At 58.8% G+C, this 21,449-nt stretch carries 24 protein-coding genes and 2 pseudogenes; 13 read left to right on the forward strand and 13 right to left on the reverse strand.

From position 1 onward, the window contains the following. The first annotated feature begins 39 nt into the window (after positions 1-39). The 5 genes from D8670_RS21140 (at position 40) to D8670_RS17710 (ending at position 3,275) form a co-directional block, all read left to right on the forward strand. On the forward strand, positions 40-303 hold the full coding sequence (locus D8670_RS21140; RefSeq protein ID WP_162994348.1) for a hypothetical protein: 264 nt from the start codon (positions 40-42) through the stop codon (positions 301-303). 94 nt (positions 304-397) lie between these two features. Beyond that, positions 398-649, forward strand: a complete 252-nt coding sequence (locus D8670_RS21860) for a DUF5518 domain-containing protein (protein WP_162994373.1) — start codon at positions 398-400, stop codon at positions 647-649. Between the two features lie 185 nt (positions 650-834). Next, positions 835-1,158 (forward strand): hypothetical protein, encoded by a 324-nt coding sequence (locus D8670_RS17700; RefSeq protein ID WP_121819450.1) that lies wholly within the window; start codon positions 835-837, stop codon positions 1,156-1,158. 78 nt (positions 1,159-1,236) lie between these two features. Next, positions 1,237-1,767 (forward strand): VIT1/CCC1 transporter family protein, encoded by a 531-nt coding sequence (locus D8670_RS17705; protein WP_121819451.1) that lies wholly within the window; start codon positions 1,237-1,239, stop codon positions 1,765-1,767. Positions 1,768-1,769: 2 nt separating this feature from the next. Continuing rightward, positions 1,770-3,275 (forward strand): SLC13 family permease, encoded by a 1,506-nt coding sequence (locus D8670_RS17710; protein ID WP_121819452.1) that lies wholly within the window; start codon positions 1,770-1,772, stop codon positions 3,273-3,275. 81 nt (positions 3,276-3,356) lie between these two features. Here the strand turns inward: D8670_RS17710 and D8670_RS17715 are convergent. Further along, positions 3,357-3,675, reverse strand: a pseudogene (locus tag D8670_RS17715) (transcriptional regulator TrmB); the annotation flags it as partial. Between the two features lie 85 nt (positions 3,676-3,760). After that, positions 3,761-4,489 (reverse strand): meso-2,3-butanediol dehydrogenase, encoded by a 729-nt coding sequence (locus D8670_RS17720; RefSeq protein ID WP_121819453.1) that lies wholly within the window; start codon positions 4,487-4,489, stop codon positions 3,761-3,763. 50 nt (positions 4,490-4,539) lie between these two features. On the opposite strand from D8670_RS17720, the pseudogene D8670_RS21865 reads away from it, so the two are divergent. The 5 genes and pseudogenes from D8670_RS21865 to D8670_RS17735 all read left to right on the forward strand — a co-directional run. Beyond that, a pseudogene (locus D8670_RS21865) lies at positions 4,540-4,712 on the forward strand (cation-transporting P-type ATPase); the annotation flags it as partial. Positions 4,713-4,754: 42 nt separating this feature from the next. Continuing rightward, positions 4,755-4,994, forward strand: a complete 240-nt coding sequence (locus tag D8670_RS21375; protein WP_205254121.1) for a hypothetical protein — start codon at positions 4,755-4,757, stop codon at positions 4,992-4,994. 57 nt (positions 4,995-5,051) lie between these two features. Then, positions 5,052-5,831: an HAD-IC family P-type ATPase gene (locus D8670_RS21380; protein ID WP_233752266.1), complete on the forward strand. Its 780-nt coding sequence runs from the start codon at positions 5,052-5,054 to the stop codon at positions 5,829-5,831. Positions 5,832-6,037: 206 nt separating this feature from the next. Beyond that, positions 6,038-7,450 (forward strand): DUF8147 domain-containing protein, encoded by a 1,413-nt coding sequence (locus D8670_RS17730; RefSeq protein ID WP_121819454.1) that lies wholly within the window; start codon positions 6,038-6,040, stop codon positions 7,448-7,450. A gap of 78 nt (positions 7,451-7,528) precedes the next feature. Continuing rightward, positions 7,529-8,452, forward strand: coding sequence for a hypothetical protein (locus D8670_RS17735; RefSeq protein WP_121819455.1), 924 nt, complete (start codon positions 7,529-7,531; stop codon positions 8,450-8,452). An 81-nt stretch (positions 8,453-8,533) separates the two neighbouring features. Here D8670_RS17735 and D8670_RS17740 read toward each other — a convergent pair whose 3' ends face one another. Next, a complete protein-coding gene (locus tag D8670_RS17740) occupies positions 8,534-8,728 on the reverse strand; it encodes a hypothetical protein (RefSeq protein WP_162994349.1) in 195 nt (64 codons plus the stop codon). A gap of 20 nt (positions 8,729-8,748) precedes the next feature. Further along, on the reverse strand, positions 8,749-9,102 hold the full coding sequence (locus D8670_RS17745; protein ID WP_121819457.1) for a hypothetical protein: 354 nt from the start codon (positions 9,100-9,102) through the stop codon (positions 8,749-8,751). A gap of 298 nt (positions 9,103-9,400) precedes the next feature. On the opposite strand from D8670_RS17745, the gene D8670_RS17750 reads away from it, so the two are divergent. After that, positions 9,401-10,510, forward strand: a complete 1,110-nt coding sequence (locus D8670_RS17750; RefSeq protein WP_121819458.1) for a bactofilin family protein — start codon at positions 9,401-9,403, stop codon at positions 10,508-10,510. A gap of 159 nt (positions 10,511-10,669) precedes the next feature. Here D8670_RS17750 and D8670_RS17755 read toward each other — a convergent pair whose 3' ends face one another. Continuing rightward, on the reverse strand, positions 10,670-11,374 hold the full coding sequence (locus D8670_RS17755; RefSeq protein ID WP_121819459.1) for a CPBP family intramembrane glutamic endopeptidase: 705 nt from the start codon (positions 11,372-11,374) through the stop codon (positions 10,670-10,672). 567 nt (positions 11,375-11,941) lie between these two features. Here D8670_RS17755 and D8670_RS17765 point away from each other — a divergent pair. Next, positions 11,942-12,937, forward strand: a complete 996-nt coding sequence (locus D8670_RS17765; protein ID WP_121819460.1) for an ABC transporter ATP-binding protein — start codon at positions 11,942-11,944, stop codon at positions 12,935-12,937. Further along, positions 12,934-13,773, forward strand: coding sequence for an ABC transporter permease subunit (locus tag D8670_RS17770; protein ID WP_121819461.1), 840 nt, complete (start codon positions 12,934-12,936; stop codon positions 13,771-13,773). Before D8670_RS17765 ends, D8670_RS17770 begins: the two co-directional genes overlap by 4 nt. A 183-nt stretch (positions 13,774-13,956) precedes the next feature. On the opposite strand, the gene D8670_RS17775 is transcribed toward D8670_RS17770, so the two are convergent. From D8670_RS17775 to D8670_RS17810, 8 genes are all read right to left on the reverse strand, one after another. Beyond that, positions 13,957-14,469, reverse strand: coding sequence for a TspO/MBR family protein (locus tag D8670_RS17775; protein WP_121819462.1), 513 nt, complete (start codon positions 14,467-14,469; stop codon positions 13,957-13,959). Between the two features lie 142 nt (positions 14,470-14,611). Further along, positions 14,612-15,268, reverse strand: coding sequence for a hypothetical protein (locus tag D8670_RS17780; protein WP_121819463.1), 657 nt, complete (start codon positions 15,266-15,268; stop codon positions 14,612-14,614). Between the two features lie 33 nt (positions 15,269-15,301). Continuing rightward, positions 15,302-15,877, reverse strand: coding sequence for a CPBP family glutamic-type intramembrane protease (locus D8670_RS21870; RefSeq protein ID WP_121819464.1), 576 nt, complete (start codon positions 15,875-15,877; stop codon positions 15,302-15,304). A gap of 4 nt (positions 15,878-15,881) precedes the next feature. Beyond that, entirely contained in the window at positions 15,882-16,571 is a 690-nt protein-coding gene (locus D8670_RS17790) for a YqjF family protein (protein ID WP_121819465.1), read from the reverse strand. A 52-nt stretch (positions 16,572-16,623) separates the two neighbouring features. Then, positions 16,624-17,496: a DUF8173 domain-containing protein gene (locus D8670_RS17795; protein ID WP_121819466.1), complete on the reverse strand. Its 873-nt coding sequence runs from the start codon at positions 17,494-17,496 to the stop codon at positions 16,624-16,626. Continuing rightward, positions 17,493-18,800, reverse strand: coding sequence for an MFS transporter (locus D8670_RS17800; protein WP_121819467.1), 1,308 nt, complete (start codon positions 18,798-18,800; stop codon positions 17,493-17,495). The genes D8670_RS17795 and D8670_RS17800 overlap by 4 nt, the downstream gene beginning before the upstream one ends. 93 nt (positions 18,801-18,893) lie before the next feature. After that, entirely contained in the window at positions 18,894-19,703 is an 810-nt protein-coding gene (locus D8670_RS17805; protein WP_121819468.1) for a CPBP family intramembrane glutamic endopeptidase, read from the reverse strand. A 311-nt stretch (positions 19,704-20,014) separates the two neighbouring features. Beyond that, a complete protein-coding gene (locus D8670_RS17810; RefSeq protein WP_205254112.1) occupies positions 20,015-21,010 on the reverse strand; it encodes a serine hydrolase domain-containing protein in 996 nt (331 codons plus the stop codon). Positions 21,011-21,449 lie beyond the last annotated feature (439 nt).

Consider the following 21,449-nt stretch of genomic DNA (forward strand, 5'->3'; position numbering starts at 1 on the left):
CCCAATACGACGCATTTAGTTAGTTACACATCGAGACTCATGACAGCATACATTGTAGATTCCATCGGAGTCGTATCATTAGCAAAGATCCTCGGTGTCATTGGATTGCTCTGGGGGATCATACTTGCACTCAGCTGGATTGTTATCGGCGGACCGATGGGTGGCCGGCCTGGACTGCCAGATCTCCTTATTGCGACCATTGGTGGTGCTCTATATGGTGTAATCGGCGGAGCAATCACGGCACTCATCTATAACGCTGCAGCAGGACTGATGGGTGGGATCGAACTCGAATTATCCTGCTAATAATACTTATGTTATATATTAAATCGCAATATAATTTATTATGGATAGCGGTTAATCATCCGATATGGAATTGCAATGAGCAGCCAGTAGCGCAATTCTCGGTGCGGTCGTCTCGATCGTCGCCGGCTTCCTGCCATTCGTATCATTCGTCGCACCGTTGCTTGGCGGCGTTGTTGCGGGAGATGTCTACCACGCTGGTCTACGAGACGGGGTAGGTGCAGGCGCACTTACGGGTGTTTTTCTCGCCGCCCTCGGGATACTGCTCCAGATATTGGGACCCACCTTTCGTCGTTCCCCGCAGCGGTCGTCCTCGGACCCTGGACCCGTGGATTTTGGCTCGGAATGATGAGTAGTATCGTTGCGATCCTCGCCGCGAGCGCGGTATTGCTCGTACTCGTTGGGGCAATTGGTGGTGCTATCGGGGGAGTTCTTTCTGGACAGGGAGCACAGCAGACAGACGAAACCCTCGGCTAGGACTCGATGACACGAGATGACAGAAATCGTATAGATAGGGCCTCACGCCGACGATTCTTGAGAAACATCGGCGCGACGACCACCGGCGCGGCTAGTATCGGGCTCGCAGGCTGCCAGGGACTCCCGTTCGGACCGAGCGCCAATGCGGCGTTTTATCATGCATATGGTCTAGCACTCGACGTCGACTACGATGCGATCATGGACGCAGCACTGGATGCGGGATACACTGTCGACGAGTCCTTCGACTTGCACACCGAGGATAGTTTCATCGGGGTCGTGGCTGGTTTTCCACTCGAGAAGGGAGTGGTAGGCATCGCGAACGTCCGCGATCGGGATTCCTACTTCAACGCCGTCAATTGTCGTACTATAGAAGAGGAATAACATGCGGGAGCACAATTCAGCTGGCAGCACTTCTGTGGTCCCATCACCACTATTTGCTCGCCGGAGTGTTTATGCAGTATGCTGACCCGTTTCCTCGACTCCGATATCAAATCATCCGGGGCGTATCTGGCAGAGATCATCTATGGGGCGAACGACGGGATCGTCACGACGTTCGCGGTCGTTGCCGGCGTCGCTGGTGCAGCACTCGATCCGGGTATCGTGGTCATCCTCGGAGTAGCGAATCTGCTTGCGGATGGGTTCTCGATGGGGATGAGCAATTACCTGAGCCGACAGTCCGATATCGCCTATCAGGCCACCATCGGTGAGACGACTGACATCGAGAAAGCACCAGTCTATACTGCGCTCGTGACGTTTGTCTCGTTCGTCATCGCTGGATGGACCCCACTGCTTCCGTATATTGCGTCCGTTCGTCCATTCTTCGAACTCTCGGTGGTGACGACTGCAGTCGTCTTCTTTCTTGTGGGGGCAAGTCGAACGTTCGTCACCCAACGGAGCTGGTATCGAAGCGGCACTGAAATGCTTTGCATCGGTCTCGTCGCAGCCGGCGTGGCCTACGGGGCAGGGGCCTTCCTGAGCGGGGTGGCCTGACAATGGTGTCCGGGCGGTCACGGCTCTTTCTCGTAAGTGCCTTGATCGCTATGGGCCTCGTCATTCTCCTCCCACTGCCGGGGTTATCACAGGCCGGAACGTTCGCGCTTGCGACGATGGTGTTCGCCGCCGTCCTCTGGGTGACCGAGGGACTACCCCTTCCGGCGACGGCCCTCTGCGTGCCGATCCTGCTGACGCTCTTCGGCGTCTTCCCTACGATGGCCGGCGCACTCCAGGCGTTCGCGGATCCGATCATCTTCCTGTTACTCGCCGGCTTCGTGCTCGCCGAAGCGCTCAAGAAACACGGCATCGACCGTCGAATTGCCTATTATTTGATTGGTGGGCTGGGAACTTCCGCTCGTGGGATCGTGTTCGCGGTTATGGCGGCGACTGCCCTCCTGTCGATGATCGTCTCGAACTCCGCGACGACGGCGATGATGGTTCCTATCGCGCTCGGGATTGCACGTGAATTGACCGAAACTCAGGCGGAAAGCCCAGCATCCACCTCCAATATTGAAATCGCACTGCTGTTGGGCACGGCCTACGCGGCAAGCATCGGCGGCGTTGGGACGCTCATCGGGACGCCCGCCAATGCCATTGTCGTCGCTCAGCTCCAAACACAGCTCGACCATCACATCAGTTTCCTCGACTGGCTGGCCATCGGGCTGCCACTCGTAGCGGTCGGTCTTCCGGTCGCTTGGTACCTGCTCGTGTACCGGCTTTTTCCGCCAGCAACTGTCGACGTAGAACAAGCCCAGTCCCATGCGGCAGGGGCACTCGACGAACTGGGGTCGCTGAATTCGGCTGGCCGGCGGACAGTTGGGATTACAAGCGCGACCGCCGGACTTTGGGTGCTCGGAGGGCTCGATTTCCTGTTCGAAGATATCCTGCCACCGGCTTGGTACAGCACGATCTTCGGCGGTGCCGGCAGTATTATCGGTGCCACACACCAGGGCGTGCTGTATTACGTGTTAGTGGGACTCGCAGCAGTGCCGATGCTGCTGGCCGCTGACGCTCTCGAGTGGGACGACGTCTTACGAATCGATTGGGGGACGTTGGTGCTCCTCGGAGGTGGGCTCGCACTGGCAGATGGCTTAGCAGCGACTGACGCGACACAGTGGCTTGCAGAGCTCACGTTTGGTGGTCTAACCGGTGTGTCCGTCCTTGTGCTCATTCTCGTGGTCATAAGCGTCACCGTGTTTCTCAGCGAACTCGCATCGAACACGGCCGTGGTCGCTATTTTCGCTCCGATACTTATCACCATCGGCCCACGATATGCAACCGTCCTGAATACGACCGACGAGGGCGCAGCTGTCTTCCTGGCAGTGGCTGGCGCCGTCGCCGCAAGTTTTGGGTTCGCACTACCGGTTGCGACGCCCCCGAACGCCATTGCATTCGGGACCGGAACTATCCACCGAGAACATATGCTTCATGCCGGGGTCCGGTTGGATATACTGATGATTCTTCTGTCAGCGGTGGTTCTCCTCGGTGGTTTTGTTCTCCTCTGAGGTAGACTGTGAGTGATTCAGACAGCCCACCCCCGATTCGCTGGAACTCGTTCTCGATGTACTCCCGTCCGAATGTTGGTCTCATTGTGGTAGTGGCACCTCGTAATCAGCCGCCAGTTCCTGGAACTCGTCCCATTCCGGAAGACGATCGTCGTCGACCTCACCACGCGTGTCGAGGTAGTGGAGCAAGGCGTCGATTCCATCTTCGAGCCCGTATTCCGCCGCTTGCTCTCGGAGGTCGTCCTCATCAACGTCGATATGGCTGAGTAGTAGGAAACAGTACGGTGGCACGTATCGTGTTAATTAGCAACGTGTGACAGCAGAGTTCGGCCGGCGATATCTCCCCTACGTTCTCGGAGTAGAGGTAGTAGTGATGGCGGGTCAACAGAAATAGGACATCGAGTCGGTGAACTCAGCGATGTGCCGCGGAAGCGTTGTCTGAGATTGATGGATTGTGGAATGGGGCTTCTACACAGAATATCTTCTCAATGGGCTGTCCACCCACCATCCACTGGAATGTTCGCCCCTGTAATGTAGGAAGCCTCGTCGGACGCGAGAAACATCGCGATCCCGCCGATTTCCTCGGGTTGGGCAACACGACCCATCGGTGTTTGCCCGTGGACGAACTCATAGAACTGTTCCTGATCGAGATATTCGTCGGTCATCGGTGTTTCGACGAAACCGGGACAGATGCTGTTGACCCGTACCCCGTCGCTCGCATAGTCGACGGCGATCTCCCGGGTCAGGTTCACGACGCCACCTTTCGCGGCGGAGTACGCTGCTGCTCCCGGTCCACCGACGAGTCCGTAAATAGAGGCCACATTGATAATACAGCCGTCGGTCTGTTTGAGGTAAGGAAGCGCAACGCGGGTGCCGTACATCACTCCCGTAAGATTGATCTGAATGACGTCGTTCCAGTCCTTGATCGTCATATCTTCAACCGTGCCAACCCGCCCGATCCCCGCATTGTTCACTATGGCATCCAACCGGTCGTACTCGTCAATCGTGCTCTCGACGAGATGCTGGGCCTGATCGTAATCAGCTATATCACACTGCTGGAAGTCACAGCCTAGTTCCGCAGCCGTCTCACGTCCAGCTTCTTCTGAGCGATTCGCGATTACGACCTCCGCACCGTACTCGAGATACTTTTCTGCGATCGCTTTCCCGATGCCTGTCGAACCACCCGTGACGATTGCGATTTTGTCGTCGAGCATACGAACCCATATACTATTGTCCAGTGTTATCAATACACAGGGGATTGGATATGACTGCCACCGCTACTGAGGATACCTCATGGCACACGGAGCCCCTTGAGGCGGTATACTCCCGATTAGCGGGTGCCAGCTCGGGGCTCTCCTCGGAGGAAGCCACAGCCATGCGGGCGGAATATGGGCCGAATCGGCTCCCGCAGAAGGAGCCAACCCGGCGTGGCTCATCTTCCTTCGGCAGTTTCGGAGCCCGCTCATTTACATCCTCGGTGTGGCGGCGATCGTCTCCATCGCTGTCGGGGAAACTACGGATGCGGGGTTTATCGCGCTCGTTCTGGTCATCAATGCGATAATTGGCGGGACCCAGGAGTTTCAGGCTGAACGGAGCAGTCGTGCATTGCAGCAGCTGCTTCGGACCAGAGGGACAGTCATTCGCGACAGTGAGACGATTGATATCGATGGCGAAGATACTGCCTCAGGCGATATGGTTCTGCTGGAGTCAGGCGACTGAGTCCCTGCGGATATCCGGTTGACGTCGGGAACAAACCTTGAAGTCGACGAATCGGCGTTGACCGGTGAATCCGCTCCGGTCCTGAAAGATCCTGATTGGTGGGGTAAGGAAAACGCCCCATTAGGAGATCGCCGTAACATGGCCTTCGCTGGCACAACCGTCACCCGAGGTCGAGGACGTGGTCTCGTCGTTGAGACCGGCTCCGAAACAGTCATCGGACGTCTTGCTCGCGATGTGTCGGCCGTCGAAGGAGGCAATCCACCGCTGGTGGTTCGGATAGAGCGATTCACTCGGCTCGTTGCCGTCGTGGTTCTTATTGCAGCGCTCGTCACTGCACTGTTGGGGATTTTTGTCCGTGGCTTCGGCGCCAACGAGATATTCCTGTTTGCTGTAGCCCTCGCTGTGTCTGCGATTCCTGAAGGCCTACCAGTCACCATGACCGTCGCGCTCGGCGTCGCGACCAACCGGATGGGGCGGGCCGGCGTCATCGTTCGCCAACTCGTCGCTGTTGAGGGACTGGGAAACTGTACGATGATTGCAACGGACAAGACGGGCACGCTGACCGAGAACGAACTGACCGTTCGGCAGCTCCGACTCCCGATTGGAACGACGCTGGAAGTGACTGGTGCTGGATACACCCCTGACGGGACAGTCCTGCAGGACGGGAGCCAGCCGGATCCGGCTGTGGCGGATGACCTCGCTCGCCTTGCTCAAGCGGCAGCACTATGTAACGAGGGTAGCACGCTTGTAAACGTATTAGCTGACACTGGCGGTTCTCATCGGAGAGGAACTCGTCTTGTTGACGTCCAGAACGGGATCGTTTCTCGAAACGGGTAGTCATACGATACGGGTAGTCATACGATATCTTAGAATCAACCTCAGCGTCTCATGGCGGACTCGGTGGGAATCCGAGTCACCGTTGGAACCCGGTTGACCTCACTATTGTCCGAGGCGATCGTTCGTGATGGGAAATCAGTCATATATGACGACGACGTATCATGTGACAGCAAACCATGATCTCTCGACGAACGATTCGTAATGGGGTGATCGGGGCGGTAGTCGGGAGCGTGTTAGGGTTCGTCCCGCTCGTGCTGCTGGTCGCGCCGGTGGTCGGCGGCGGTGTCGCGGGATATCTCGAACGTGACGGCGCGAAACGTGGTGCGGTCGCCGGAGGCGTTGCCGGCCTCCTGATGGCCGCTCTCACGACCGTCATCACCGGCACGATTACGTTCGTTCGGTTCGGCGACCTGCCGTTCGCGTCGCCGAACGTCCCCTTGGAGGGGCTCGCGCTCGCGGCGGCCCTGTCGTTGCTCGCATCAATCGGACAGATCGTCGTCGCGGGGATCGGTGGCGGACTCGGGGGAATTCTTGAAGCCGACCGACGGCGGGCTGACGACCGCGAGTCACTTTCAGGTGAGGTCCGTCCTCGTTCGTGGCTGTGGATCCTCGGCAGTCTCCTCGCCGGATTGGTCACGTTCGGTGTCGTCGCTGTCGTGCTGACCACCGTCCTGGATCCGCTGATTTGGCCGTCACTACTAGTGAGCCTTCCCTTCGGAATCATCGCTGGTATCGGGGTCGCGGTCTTCACCAACCACTACCTCGCTCGAGCAGCCGAGGGGCGCGTCGACTGGCGACCGGTCGCTGTCGGGGCGGTTGCTGTGATACTCGTGTTCGGCCTCGTCGTCGGTGGCCTGTCGGTGCTCGGCCAGCAGCGCCAGGCCGCGACGACCGAAAGCACCTACCAGTACGAAGTGACGATCGCTGCCGACGAAACTCTCGAGAACGCGACGTTCTACGTCCCCGTACCGACCGAAAACGGCTCTTCCCTCCTCGGCGAGCGGTTCGTCGAGGACGTCCGGTACGACAGGTACACCCCGGCGGTGCAAGGGTACGACCGCGACCCCGCGCCAGTGAATTTCTCGTACGAACTGGTTGAGACCGAACGGGGACGGATGCTGGCGATTACCGCTGACAGGATCGAGGTGACGAACGTCTACTACCGGGAGGTCGAAAACGAAACGATGGGCTGGTACGAGCAGATCCCGGCCGAGCAGTACGATCCTGACGACCCGGACATGGGTGTCCAGAACGACGGCAGCTTCACGTTCACTGTGACGCTCGTCGCCGACGACCCGATCGAGACGGCCGACCCCTTCGACGACGAACCGCTGCTCGCCCCGGGAGTCGACCGGACGGAGGTCGACTGTTTCTCCGGGGACTCGGCGACACACCGCTGTTTCGAGTACGATGGCCAGATGTACGCCGACTACGAGACCAGCGAGGAGACGACCGTCTACGTCTCCGCACAGCTCGACGGTCGCAACGAGTGGTTCTCCGGAGGCTGGACCGGCAACGAGTACCGCGAGTGGTCCCGGGTCGAACTCCGTGGTCCTCAGTCGGGCTGGGTCCTCACAGACGGCGAACTCGAGATCGGGAGCGGCAATTACCGGAATTAACAGCCCAGAAATGATTAACCGACATGAACTGGAGCCGACGTAGAGAACGCAGATGTCAGAACCGGACTCACAAGTCAGATGACGAACGTCCACGAACTCATCGATGTGGGGACTATTCAGGTCAGTGCACTCCTGCTTCGTGATGCGAAGTTCTTCACCCGAGCGCTTGACTCACGAGCACTCATTAAGGTGGCGAGTGAATCGGAGGCCAGTGTCGAGGATCTCAGTAGTGCTGGTGAGCGGACTGTACCCGTCGACACACCAATCGGGGCGTTCGAGACGGCGTTCATGCCCTGGCAATGGCGTGGTCCAGACTATCCAACCCTCATCTATCACCACGGGAGTGGCGAGCGACCGTTCGACTTCGGGCGGTTCAGTTCGAACTCGTTTCGGCGGTTATTCGTCGCAACCGATGAAGCGATCCCAGCCAACGTCGTAGCCGTCAGGGCACCGTTTCACGACGGGTCGAACATGGATTACGCCCGGGCGATGGGCGAACTCGAGAACTTTGTGGGGATGCTCTCCGCCTCGGTCGCCCTCATCGACGTGCTCGCGACACAGGCGAGCGATCAATCCAGTAGCTCGGTTCTCGCATCGGGGATCAGCCTCGGTGGCTGGGCCGTCAACCTCCACCGGACCTGCTTCGACACCGTCGATCGTTACGTCCCGATCTTCGCCGGAGCCGCACTGGGTGAGATGTTCGTTTCATCCGTCTATCAGAAGATGACCGCCGGGCCAGCCCAGATACGGCCGGACCACCTCCGTGAGGTGCTCGACTTTGAGGAGGAGTTCAGGGCCGTCGAAGCGGCTAACTGTGCCCCACTTCTCGGCCGGTACGACCGTATCATCGAATATGACCGACAGCGTCGGGCTTACGCGGGGATGTCGCTGTCCGTACTCGATAAAGGCCACATCACTGGGTCGCTTGCGACTAATCAGCTCCGCGAGCACGTCCTCCGTGTGCTCTCGGCACGTGACATCAACCGGATCTGTCGAGGATAGGTATCGAGCAGTCGGGAGCAATCTGAGTGGGTCGGATCTATCTCTGACTGGGAGTGGATAGCGATAGGCGGAGAGTCGCTATCAAAACCACTCAGATATTAGTGCTCGAATTCCGCCAATCACCAGCCTGTCGAGGGAGTGAGCTGTGACGCTGTAGGCGACGAAGAACACGACCAATACGAACAACCCGATGAAGTCGACCGGGACGACGTCGACGGTAGCGATAACGGGGATCAGCGACAGCAGGGCCTTGACCGCACGGTTGAACGTTATCACGGCGATTGCGGTGCCGGCGATTAGGGCCAAGAGGTACCGGCTGTTCGGAGCGACGGCGTGTTTACACGTGACCACACGCGTAATTGGTAGTCGTCGTACGTACCGACGCCGAGCGCCGCGAGTGGACGCCGTGTCTGGTCGATTGCGGTCACCAGAAGTATGAACCACAGCGCGGTCGCGAGCCCGAATCGGACGAACGAGGGTGACAGATCGAGAACCGTGTCGCTGAACACCGTGACGACGGCCGGGGTCACGCGATCTACGAGGACGTAGAACAGGAGGTAGCCGAGGCTTGCCTCTATCGGACCGTATGCCGGGAATTGGCTATCGTCCTCGTCAACGTGACGAGCCTCGACCGCGATAGACATATTCATGCGTAACCAATAGCGAAGAGCGTCTCCAAGTAAAATATTTGCTGGCGAGGAGGATGTTACTCGGCTTACGGTTGCACGAGGTTCGGCAGGCACCCGTACTGACTACGCACCCGTAAGTTCGTCAGAGACGTCCCATGAGTACGGAAGTTTGTTCGTCGGTGGCCTAGGATTGTTTGAACAGTGATATTGGTTTTTGCTGGGGGAGACGCCCCATTTCCCTCGATGACAGAATCTGGAGTGGAGGCTGGTACGTCGTGTACCACGTTGAGCGCATCCTCTTTTAAGTAATCGAGTTGTAATGAGTGGTGTGCGACTCTCTTTCGGGACGGCGGAGCGCCGGGGCGTTGTAGTCGCCCTCGTCGCGGTGCTCCTCCTTTCGACGGTGACAGGCGTCGCAGCGGCACAGTCCGTTAGGGGTGCCTCGGGAACGATTGTCGTCGAAGAAGGGCAAACAGTCTCCAGCGTCGACGCACTCGCGGGGAGCATCGTAGTTCGTGGAACCGTCACGGGAGACGTCTCCGGGGCCGCCGGGACGATTCACGTCGCCGAGGGTGGGCGCGTCGGGGGATCGATCTCCGGCGCGGCCGGGGACGTCCGTATCGACGGTAAGGTTGGGGGCGACGTTACCGCTGGCAGCGGAAACGTCCAAGTGACCGAGACCGCCACGATTGGTGGCGACGTTGAGATTGGCGCGGGATACGTCCGCATAGACGGCCAGATTGACGGCGACGTCCGTGTCGGCGCTGAGACAATCGTGCTTGGACCGAACGCAGATATCGGTGGCGAGTTCCGCTACGATGCCGCCGAGTTCACGCAAGATCCCGGCGCGACAGTCGCGGGCGGCGTCGTCGAGGATCCGGATCTCCGAGGCAACGTCGGTACCTTCACCCTCCCCAACTGGGTAACAACGGGGTACAGCCTCCTCGCAAATCTTCTACTCGGAGCGATTCTGCTCGCCCTCTTTCCGGCCTTCTCGGCGAGGCTCGCGGGGCGTGTGTCCGACGAGCCTGCGAAAACCGGCGGCGTTGGATTGCTGACCCTCGTCGGAGGACCGATTCTCTTGGCGCTGGTCGCCATCACGATCATCGGCATTCCACTCGCCGTCCTCGGCGCAATTGCGTTCGGGCTCGCAATCTGGGTTGGAGTCGTCTACGGTCAGTACGCCATCGGTGCGTGGATTCTCCGGCGGGCCGGACGGGATGACCGGTGGTTGGCGCTCGTGACCGGTCTCGTCGGGTTCGCAGTTCTGGATTTGATCCCGGTCTTGGGCGGATTTCTCGTATTCGGTGCACTCCTACTGGGACTGGGTTCACTCACGTTGGAACTCCGGGACTCGTTCCACACCCGGCGACGTTCGGGTCCCAGTGATCGACAGACGACGTTCGCCGAGTCGTTCGGCGATTCATAGGCCGAGTCTTCCACCGAACGGACGACGGACGGTCAGTGAGTACGGTCGGACATCGGGTGTAGCTTCCGAGGTTCGATACAACCGAGGGCGAAGTTCGGCGGAGCTACTGGCGTCGGGACATCCTCCGCACCGACGGGTCAGGTAGTTCCGCACGTGGTTTCAGACGAGTATTGCAGTGAGAACGAGGTTTGCGACAGTCACGACTGCTAACCCCGGCCAGATACTCTGTGTTCGTTGGGCGCCTGCACCGACGATTACGCCAAGCCCGAAGGCATAGACAAAGAGATACAGCCCAGCCTGAAGCGGTTCGAAAAAGAAGATGGGAATGGATTGGAAGATAGTAAATACAACTGCCTGACCAGCGACTGCTACTCTCGGTGTCGTCCGCCGGTTCAACGCCTGTAGCAACCAGCCACGAAGGAACAGCTCTTCGCTATACAGGGTTACGAAGCCGCTGAAAAGAGCTAAACCCGCCCATCCACCCACACCATCAAGGCGAACTAACCACGCGAACGTGGGATCCGGCCCTTCTAACGCGAGGACGAGCAAGCGGTCGTAGACTCCGCTCCACGGTTCGGCGAGGATGAGTAGAGTCCCATAAGAGATACCTGCAGCGATCGCCGCTCGAATTCCTTGCCCACGGTCAGGAGTTCGGAATTCAACCCGGTCGATTTCACGATGCCGAACGAGACTGATCAACGGGACGATCAACCAGAACATCTGGAAGATCGGCGTCGTCGTCCGCAGTATTAGCGGAGTAATCACTAGTGCAGCGAGCGCGAGTCCTGTCCAGAGGAGCGCGATGGTGACCCGATGCCGCGATAATAGATGCATCGATGTCTCCGATTCACCAGTTGATGTCATATACTACAGATCATACCTCACTCGTAAGCCAGCTGGTGGGGGCTGATCATATTCAGCCAAGCATTCTACCAACACAGAGTCAACGCTTTCTGAGTTCAGCCAGGGCGATACTCACATACAGTAACCCGATGAGGCGAGTTCCGGAGTATACCCACGATTTCCACTTACAGGTGGTGGCGTCAGTGTACGTAATCTCAGCTGCGTAGTCAACGTATGCACGTGGGTACAGTAGCGCAAGCAGACCGGTAATTCCGAGGAATTTCTTGAATAGTGAATACGATGTATCGCTTCGCCACATCAGTACGAGGAAGACAAGCCCTTCGAGTCGTGCACCAGGAACCACTCATGACTTCAATTCACACTCGTCTGGATTATCCAGCGCGATTTCCTCTGCGGCATCAATCAGTGTCTCCGGCCACAGGGCTTCGACGATCGTTATCGACGTCAGGACTTTGCGGAGCAGACACAGAGATTAGAGCCCCCGCTAGATGAACGTATTTTCTGTCTTCATCGCATCGTGAATAACTCAGACCATGGGATTTTGAGGAGGGTACACGTACTGACAATATGAAAACTCCTGCTCGTTCGATATCTGATTCGAGAGAATCGGCCAATAACGGGGCGATTGCCATCCAGACCACAGGACTGACAAAACGATATGGGAAGGACGTTCTCGCTGTTGACGATCTCGATCTAACAGTCTACGAAGGCGAGATATTCGGGTTTCTCGGGCCGAATGGCGCCGGCAAATCAACGACGATCGATGTGATTATGGACTACGTCCGTCCGTCGGCAGGAAGCGCAACTGTCCTCGGATACAACGCGCAGACTGAGACGCGAGAAATCCACGATCGAGTCGGCATTCTTCCGGATGGATATGGACTCTACGACCGCCTCACCGGTCGTAAACACCTGGAGTACGCAATCGCGTTGAAGCAATCCAACGACACTGTCGACGACCTCCTCGATCGAGTCGGCCTCGATGCTGCAGCTGCTGACCGAGTCGTCGGTGGCTATTCGAAAGGGATGATGCAGCGATTGGCTCTCGCGATTGCCCTCGTCGGCGATCCCGAATTGTTGATTCTCGACGAGCCGTCCTCGGGGCTCGATCCCAATGGCGTTCGCCTCGTGCGTGAGATTGCTCGAACCCACGCTGACCGGGGGAAGACCGTCTTCTTCTCTAGCCATATTCTCAGTCAGGTCGAAGCGGTCTGTGATCGCGTCGCGATACTCAATCGTGGCCGACTCGTCGCCATCGATTCCATAGACGGGCTTCGCGACACACTCGGAACCGGATCGACGGTAACGCTCTCAGTCGATGCCATCCCAGACTCACTGACTCTCGGGGAGCTAGCCGGAGTCTCCGATGTCGCAGTCGATGGCCGAACGATTCGCGTAAGCGTTGATGAGGCCACAGCGAAAGTTAACGTGATCGACCGCATACGCGATGATGGCGCTGCAATTCTCGACGTGACGATCGAGGAGTCGTCGTTGGAAGATCTGTTCAGCGCCTACACTGGCGATGCACCCCCAAAGGTCGATACTTCGGAGGTGGAGCGATGACGCTTGCCACGATCTGGCTGACGATCGCTCGTAAGGAATTCGCCGACGCCCTCCGGTCGCGTATGATTTGGGGCATCGTCGTCATCATCGCCGTGATGACGTCGCTGTCGGCGGGTATCTCACTACTTATTCCGGATGTCGAAGGCGGTGCCGAGATGGCGATTGGCGGTGCATCGCAGTTCGCGGGACTTCTCGTCCCGATCATGGCGCTGATCGCCGCCTATCTTGCGATCGCCGGTGAACGGGAGTCGGGAAGTCTGAAGGTGATACTTGGACTCCCGCCGTCGCGGGGCGAAGTGCTCCTCGGGAAGTTTCTCGGCCGGAGCGGTGTGGTCGCGATCGGTCTCGTACTGGGGTTCGTGGTCTCAGGCGTGGTTACGGCGGTTCTCTACGGCGGACTACCGGTGGGTGCCTTTATTGGGACGACGGTCTTGACTGTCCTTCTCGGCGTTTCGTTCGTCGGCATCGCTATCGGGATTTCGGCTGTCACGGCGACACGCGCCCGTGCGATGACCTTGGCGATCACGGCCTACCTCGGGCTGACGCTCCTCTGGGATCTGGCTCCCAATGCGGTTCATTTGCTTGTCACCGGCGAGATGCCCGGTGGAGTCGTCCCCGCCTGGTTCCTGCTCTTGCAGGGTCTCAGTCCGACCGGGGCGTACAATGCGCTCGTCCAGCGGCTGTTGCTCGGTGGCGGAACTGCTGTGGAAGCGCGGATCGGCGGCCCGGCGCCCAGTTACCTCGAACCAACGGTATTTCTTCTCATCCTGCTCGCCTGGGCAGTCGTCCCGCTCCTCGTCGGATATCTCAGGTTTCGCCGGGCCGATCTGAGCTAACTGGCCTTATTGAAACCCTCAACCGATTAGAAGTTTCGGGAATCGTGATAACTACAGGGCGCGCACCTCACAGGGCTGGGTCAGATGGGGTATCCGCGAACCGTGCAATTCGGGCTGTAACGGTATTCGTAGGTGTCAATATCCGTTCGACGGTGGCGTACGAGAGTGATCAGGAGTCGCGACCTAATTCAACACCCAGAAGCGGTAGTTAAGATAGGCGGCGAAGGAGACCCACAGGAGATACGGGACGAGGAGGAGAGCGGCCCGTCGATCAACGCGGTCGAATGTCCACATCGTTGCGACGATGAGCAGCCAGAGGAGTCCGATCACGGCCAGCCCCCATCCGATCTCCTGCATGCCGAAGAAGACGACCGACCATCCCACATTGACGGCGAAGTGTACCACGAATACGCCGAACCCGAACCGGACTTCACGAGGTGACGAATCGAGTCGTCGCCAGACGAGCCATAGCGCAACTCCGATGAGTGCGAACAGGGCCGTCCAGACGGGACCGAATACCCAGTTCGGTGGCGCAAGTATTGGCCGCTGAAGGGTGTCGTACCACGTGTTGAGACCTTGGGCCGTGAAGATGGACCCGGAAGCCCCGACGATTTCGACGGTCAGGATGGCGATTGCGAGTGCGAGGATCGGATGATCGCGTGGAAACCGGCGAAAACGAGCCACGAGTGATGCCATGTGATCCGATTGGGGCTCTCGACTCAAAATTAAGGACGTCGAACCCTAGCCGCTTGACCTTCTCTCAGAGGAAATTTCTCCATGCTCCGACGACAGACCGTTACAGCCACTTTCCGCACATAGGCCCGCGATTCCGCCCTCATCATCCTGCGACCTGTGCTATCGCGACGGCTTCCCGGTAGCACGCGACTGCCAGCAACAGATATCCACCGACCAGGAGCGCCCACTCACGGCCCGTTAACGACCAGTCGCTGGGCGATCGTACGCGGACAAATTCCTCTTTCCACCGGGAGCCGGATTCCTGATGCCACAGCATTACGCCCCGCGTCGCGACCACGACCGCGACGAGCGCCGTGATCTCCATCGGGCCGCTGCGTTCGATGAGCACGGCCAGCGACGGCGCGATGCGCTCTCCCGTCCCGATTGCGAGTGACCCGGTTCCCCAGACTGCCCCGTACCAGGGCGCTTGGACGACCTCGATGACATAGCCCATCGGTGTGTTCACCGACCGGAGCGTGTTCGCACCGACGGCGATTAGAGAGACGCCAACGTTCCACCCGAACAGCCACAGGAATTCTCGCGTGATACTCCCTGCGTATCCAGCGGCTGCGCCCGGGTTCCCGCCGCGTAACAGCCCTTGGGGGAGGAAGAAGTAGCTGAGGACCCACGCCGCCGTGAACACGCTCGCGACGACGATCCACAGGGAGACGAACCGGACAAGGACCGTGTCGTGATTGACGTACCGCCCGATTCGCTTTGACATCAGACCGACCAGCCGGGTCGCGTTCGACGCCGCCATACGGACAGGCATCGTGCTCTGCTGACAAATACATTAACGAGCAGGACGGGCAACGCCAAGCGACTGCCCAGCACTGATGGCAAGGGCGACAACGGCGATTGCGAGCATCATAACGAGAAGTCCGAACCCGAGGGGTGTCGTCGCACCCGCGGCACCACCGACCGGATAGTAATTCAAGAGTGCGTTGGCGCCCGCGTGCAAGAGAATCGCTGGTAGGATGCGTCCGTCGACCCAGTTCGTGAGCCACGTCAATAAAATCGAAAGTTCGACGAGCTGGAACAGGTAGAGACCGAGTGGGAGCGTGTGTTGGATGGTACCTGGAATGAACACTAGCGGAAGGTGCCACCCGGCCCAGACGACGCCAACGAGGAGTCCAGCCGTGAGGGGACTGTAGGCTTCTTGGTGTGCCGGTAGGAGGTACCCGCGCCGACCAGGTTCCTCGAGCCCGCCGCCGAACAGGAGTGTTCCTGGGGGTGTCGACCCGGTCTCGCTGATCGCCCACACACCCCAGAGCGACCACGAGATGGCGTACGTGAGGGCGGTGTACCCGAGGAGTGTCGCTCGAGCCGACCAGTCGTCGACAGCGACAGCGTGCGAACGTGACGGCATTCGATCACACCCGGCGGTTCGGGGACGCGATCGTCGTCACGCCGGGACTGTAGTAGTGTACGGGCTCGGTTTCGGGGTGGGCGAACCCATTGGCCTCGAACAGCGTGTTGGTCTCGATAGCTGGGTCGGCCTCGTACAGCGGCCACGACTCGTGGTCGATGGCTGCGTACCGGAGCGAGCCGTCTTGTGCCTCCGTGTAGTACCGGTAGCGCTCGGTGAGGAACGCTTCGAGCGAGCCCGACTGTACGTCGAGTGCCGGGCTGGATGGACCGTAGGTCCCCTCGAAGTGGACTGGGCGAGCGCCGGGATGCAATCGTCTGCTCCGAAACCAGACATCGCCGTTGACTTCGGTGAGCGAACAGCGCGCGTAATAGTACGGGAGGTGGTGGAAGAGGCGTGCGCCGACGACGCCGATGGTGCCCTGGGCGTCGAGGCTGAAGAAGTACACGCCGTCGTGGCCGCCCTGAGTAACGTATGTCCGGAGGTTGAGTTCGGGGAGCGGGAATCCGCAGCCGTCAGGGACCCACGTCGGATGGACGTCGACGTTCGTGAACGGGACGACGGAGAGCCACGCGTCGTCGTCGTACGTATCGACCGTGAGTGACGACGGAAGGTGTGGGTCGAGGAGGTCGGGATCGACGGGCCAGTTCGCGAATAGGACGTGCCGCCAGCCCATGTGAATCGATGTCACTATCGCCTAGACACCTCGATTCGGGTACTCGAGTGGGGAAACGCTGTGTACATGGCTAGGTCCCTCCGGGAATGGTGACAGGCTCGAATCGCTGAAGGCCGAAGTACGTGTTCAGGACAGCACCGACCCCGACCACAGCGACGGCGAGTTGCGCGATTCCGCCGAGGTACGGCACGAGCCCAAAGAGCTCGAGGCCGAGTAGGAACACGGCGATCCCTGCGAGCGTCGCGACGCCGTCGCGTTCGATCGGGAAGCGCGTCCCGATGAGGTACCCGAACACTGCCTGGCCGTAGAGGATGACGAGGAACTCGGCAAACAGCCCGATGATCGCGAGCGGGAGCAGGATAAGGGTGAATGCCATGTAGACGAAGAGGACGAGGAGGGTCGTTGTGCCGAGGCTGCCGACGACGCCGCTGACGAGCGCGTGCTCGGTGATGGCCGCGCCGACGTTCTCGATGACGAGTGGGTGCCGCTCGACGAGCCACCATCCGAACGCGCCGAGGAGGAGGAACTGCAGAAGGAACCCTCCGACCCGCTGTGCGGGCGAACTCGACGGGGTAGGTGCCTCGAATCGCGAGATCTGCCCGACCGATGCGTCGGAGTTGACTGCAGCGGATCCCGAATACGTCTGGACGGTACCGCTCACAGTCGCGCCATCACGTACCGAGAGATTTCCGTTGAGGAGCGTCACGTCGCCGTCGACCGTCCCGTCGATGGCTGCGGTGCCACCGATCACGTAGACGTCGCCCTCGACGATGGCGTCACCGGGAACGGTGGTGGTCCCGCCGGCGACGACGTGGACGTCAGCGAGTGAATCGACGTCGTTTTCGCCCTGGAACGTCACGGACATCTCCTGGATGTCGCCGCCCCCGATGGAGATCATGAGGAGGACGACGATGAGAAGCGGGATGGCTTCCGTCGGGCTCATACGCTCGCACCTCCGTTCTCGCGAGCGAGTTCAACCATCCGTCTGGCGTATAGGCCGACTGCGAGTCCGAACAAGAGGAGCAGGGAGAGCGCCTGCACCACGTTCAGATGTGAGAGGAGCGTGAGGTCGGCCGCCTGGAAGTACAGCGCGAGCGCGGTGCTCGAGAACGTGGCGAGCCAGCCGGCGACGCCGATCCCGATCGCAGAGTGCGTGCCGATCGTCTCGGGTGTCGAGAGGTCGGGCCAGAGCGCGAAGTTCAGCGTCGTGTAGAAGCTCACGGCGATCGCGTACAGGGCGGGATTCAGGGGTGAGGTACCACTACCCGCGATCGTGGGGAACACCTCGACGATTCGCAGGTCGGACGTGTACATGATGTGCGTGAGGGCGAACAGCGCGAACGTCCAGAGGAAGACGCGCGAGAGCGAGTAGTTCGCGTAGACGACGCCAGCCATCACCGCACCGACGACGTGTGCGACGGCGATGAATAGGCGCGTCGAGAGGTTGGGCGACTGCCAGGAACTCAGCAGGAGCGATGACGTGTCGATGATGCGGAGAAACCCGAGGCTATCGATGAAGAAGACGCCGAACATCAAGACAACCGGGACGACGAAGGCTAGACTTCGCGCCCGAATTGGATTTCTGTGGCAGAATCGACCCGTGCCGTACGTCTCGTATTGCGTTCCAAGAGCGTCGAGGATCGCATCGAGACGATCGACGCGGACGAACGACAAGACGGCCAGCACGACGATACCTGGTGCCATCGCGACGACCATTAACTGACTGAAGACGTCGATCGACCAGGAGAGCGGAATCACATTCGCGAAAAAATATGCGATCGCCGTGATCGCCGCAGCGACGTACCCTCGGTCCGGTACCGGCACGAGGTCAATCGCGAGCGAGAACGAGACCGGAAATCCAATACCGAGTCCGATTGACGCCAGGATGATCCATGCACCAAAGGCGGGCATGGTTCGAATTATCGGGGCGACGAGTGTGAGTACGAACTGGACACAGACCACGCCGAGCAGGAGCCGGAGCTTCGTCCGGAGGTCAGTGCTCCACCCGTGGCGGTCCATCGTCACACCGGTCGTGACGGCGACGACGAGTGTGCAGAGCGCGAGCGCCGCCATCCACATCGAGACGGCTGTCTCGGACAGACCAACGAGGCGCGTGCCGAGGTCGATGAGTCCGAGTTGAACGAACGTGATGTTGTAGTAGTAGCCGGCGACCATCAGCGCGATGAAGATGCCGTATCCGGATACTGTCGTCCACCGTTGTTTTCGGATGTGTGTTCCAAGCTCCATTCCCATCCCGACGTTCTTGATATGTCGTGGGAATGCTCTCCTCATAAATTTGTGCCACGGTGATTCGTGGAGGGGCTGCGGGATCTACTGCAGTCAGAGCAGCGTGACTTGTACGAGCGATAGTGTTACCAAGGGGACGTGGAAGGCGGCGTGGGCCACCATCGCCGCTTCGAGGCTTCGCTGCCAGTACAACCACCCAAAGAGGACGCCTGCGATCGCGTTCAGCAGAATCGTCCGGGCGACGAGTGCCGGAGTTAGATCGACGGACTGAGCGAGCGCCGGGAGATGACCGATCCCGAACAGCACTGCAGAGATTACGATCGCGACCCACATGACTCCCGATCCGGGACCGTCCGACGGACGACCGCTAAGTACCCAGCCGATGAATGCGAGCCCCGACATGAGTCCATATCTGAGCAGTAGCTCCTCCGTGATGCCCCCGTAAAGGAATCGAACCTGGGCATACGCGATGACGTTCATCATAGTCACGTCGGTCACCCCGCTTGCGGACTGGGGCAAGTCCTGAGCGACGAACGGCGCCAGCGCGACATCGAGAAGCAGAATCAGTAGGCCTCCGATGACGCCGAAGCCGACAGCAAGTCGAACCTCGGGCCGGAGGCGTCGCCAGAAGTCGTCGCCTGTCTTCACCCAGTCGATAAGGTACGATGGCAGCTCTACTCGCGGGGCGGTATACGTACCGACCAGACACGCGACGGCGAGCAGGAGAAGTGAGTTGACCCCGGCAGACACAGCCAGTAGTGGAAGCGATAGTCCGGCCGGAACGGCTGTCGGCGGTGTCGTGAGATAGATATACCCACTAAGGGCGAGGATTCCAGGCGTACCGGCAAGCAGTGTCACGCCGAACCGCTTTGCGAAGGATGCGGTCCGATCGGATGGAGACATACCGGTGACGAATATTGGCACCGAAAAAATAGTTGTGTCACCTCTGTCTCTCCCGCGATTAGCGTCTCGGATGTGACTTATCTAACCTATCGCTGACCGACTCTCAGTAGAGCTATTCTTGAAACGGCTGATAAGTAGTTCGGGTATGTGTAGTAGATGATTGTCGCTCATTTCACCACACAAGCGATGAAGCGGCTGTTAGGTGAGTATGCGTATCGATTACTCACCAATATGCGAAAGCTTGGTACCTAAAGCTCTTGACTGCTACCTCCAAAAGTGGATTTTCATCGCCTGCAAGGCTATTGGCCGGATCACTCCACCTTCGAGATTGATCGTAGCGTTTGGAAGAGAAACATCATGCTCTTCCGCATATACGACCACTGGTTGAATGTCCCGATCAGGTAGACATCAATAGTGGGGTTATACACCATGAATGCACTACTCGCCCCGAGTCCACCCCACGAGTGGAATCGTTTGAGAAACGGCAACGGACGGATACGGACGACGCCGTAGCCGTAGTCGATTCCTTGCCACAGTTTGTTCCACTGTAGCATCTCCTGTAGCGTTTCCTCGGATACGAGTTCTCCCTCGACCAAGGCTTGATGGAACCGGAATAGTTCTTCTGCGGTGTTCACTGTCTGTCCACCGGCATAGAAGGCGCTCAACGAGGGTACATCATCCACATCGATTTTCTTTTCGTCGATGTAAAACGGGGCTGGGGGAAGCCCGCTGTCTACAGCGGGTTCCGAGAACGGCGGTAAGTACGAATGCTCCATCTCCAACGGATCAAAGAGGAACTCCTCCAGCGCCTCGTGATATGGTTGGCCGGTCACGCTTTCGATGATCAACCCGAGCAGGTTGTATCCGAACTCCGAATAGTAGCAGTCCTCGCCGGGTGGGAAGTGGGGTTCCAAATTTCGTTTTGCCCATTCGATCGTTTCCTCTGGTTCCCATGTCCGGTCCGGTTCTTCCAACATTTCGTCGAACAGCGTCTTCCCCTCGGGGGATTCTTCTAATCGCGTGTTCAAGAACATTTTTCCACCCTCTGGGAGGGAATGCGGAAGTCCGGAGGTGTGACCGAGGAGATGACGGATGCGGATATCGCCGGTGTAGTCTGTCCCGTCGATAGTGTGAAGATTATCGAGAATCGACTCCGATAGATACTCCGAGATCGGGTCGTCGAAACTGAGCCGGCCGTCGTCGGATAACATGGCCACGAGTGTCGAGGTGAAGGTCTTGCCGATGCTGGCGGCGTAGTATGGTTGCTTTGGAGAGGCCTCGACGTCTCCCGTCTGCCCCGTGGCCATATTCCAATGTAGGTCACGGCTGTCGGAATGTACCAACAAGTACGCAGAGTGGAGGTCAGAGTTGTCTTCGACGGCAGATTGTAATCTGGATTCCAGACGAGATTTGGCTTCGTTGCGCTCCATAACACTCGAATATACGGTTTTAGAGATATTAAATGGCGGTATCGCTCCCGACTCCTAAGAATGGCTTCTACAAGAAATCGTACTTCGAGAGGTTCTCAGGAATGTCGGGATAGGAGTGGTAGCTTGGACAGTGACCGGTCCCGACGAAAACGAGGTGATCTTGGAACTCTGCCAGAGTATTCCTAGTAGAAGGATAGTTTCATACAGGATTATCCTTTGGATCCAACGATAGAGAGCACTCTGTAGTGACCGTTCAGAGTGGTCTTTGAGAGATTCGCCGCCGTTGATGAGATGTCGGACACTTTGATGACCGCGG

Source organism: Halostella limicola (assembly GCF_003675875.1).
Lineage (GTDB): Archaea > Halobacteriota > Halobacteria > Halobacteriales > Natronoarchaeaceae > Halostella > Halostella limicola.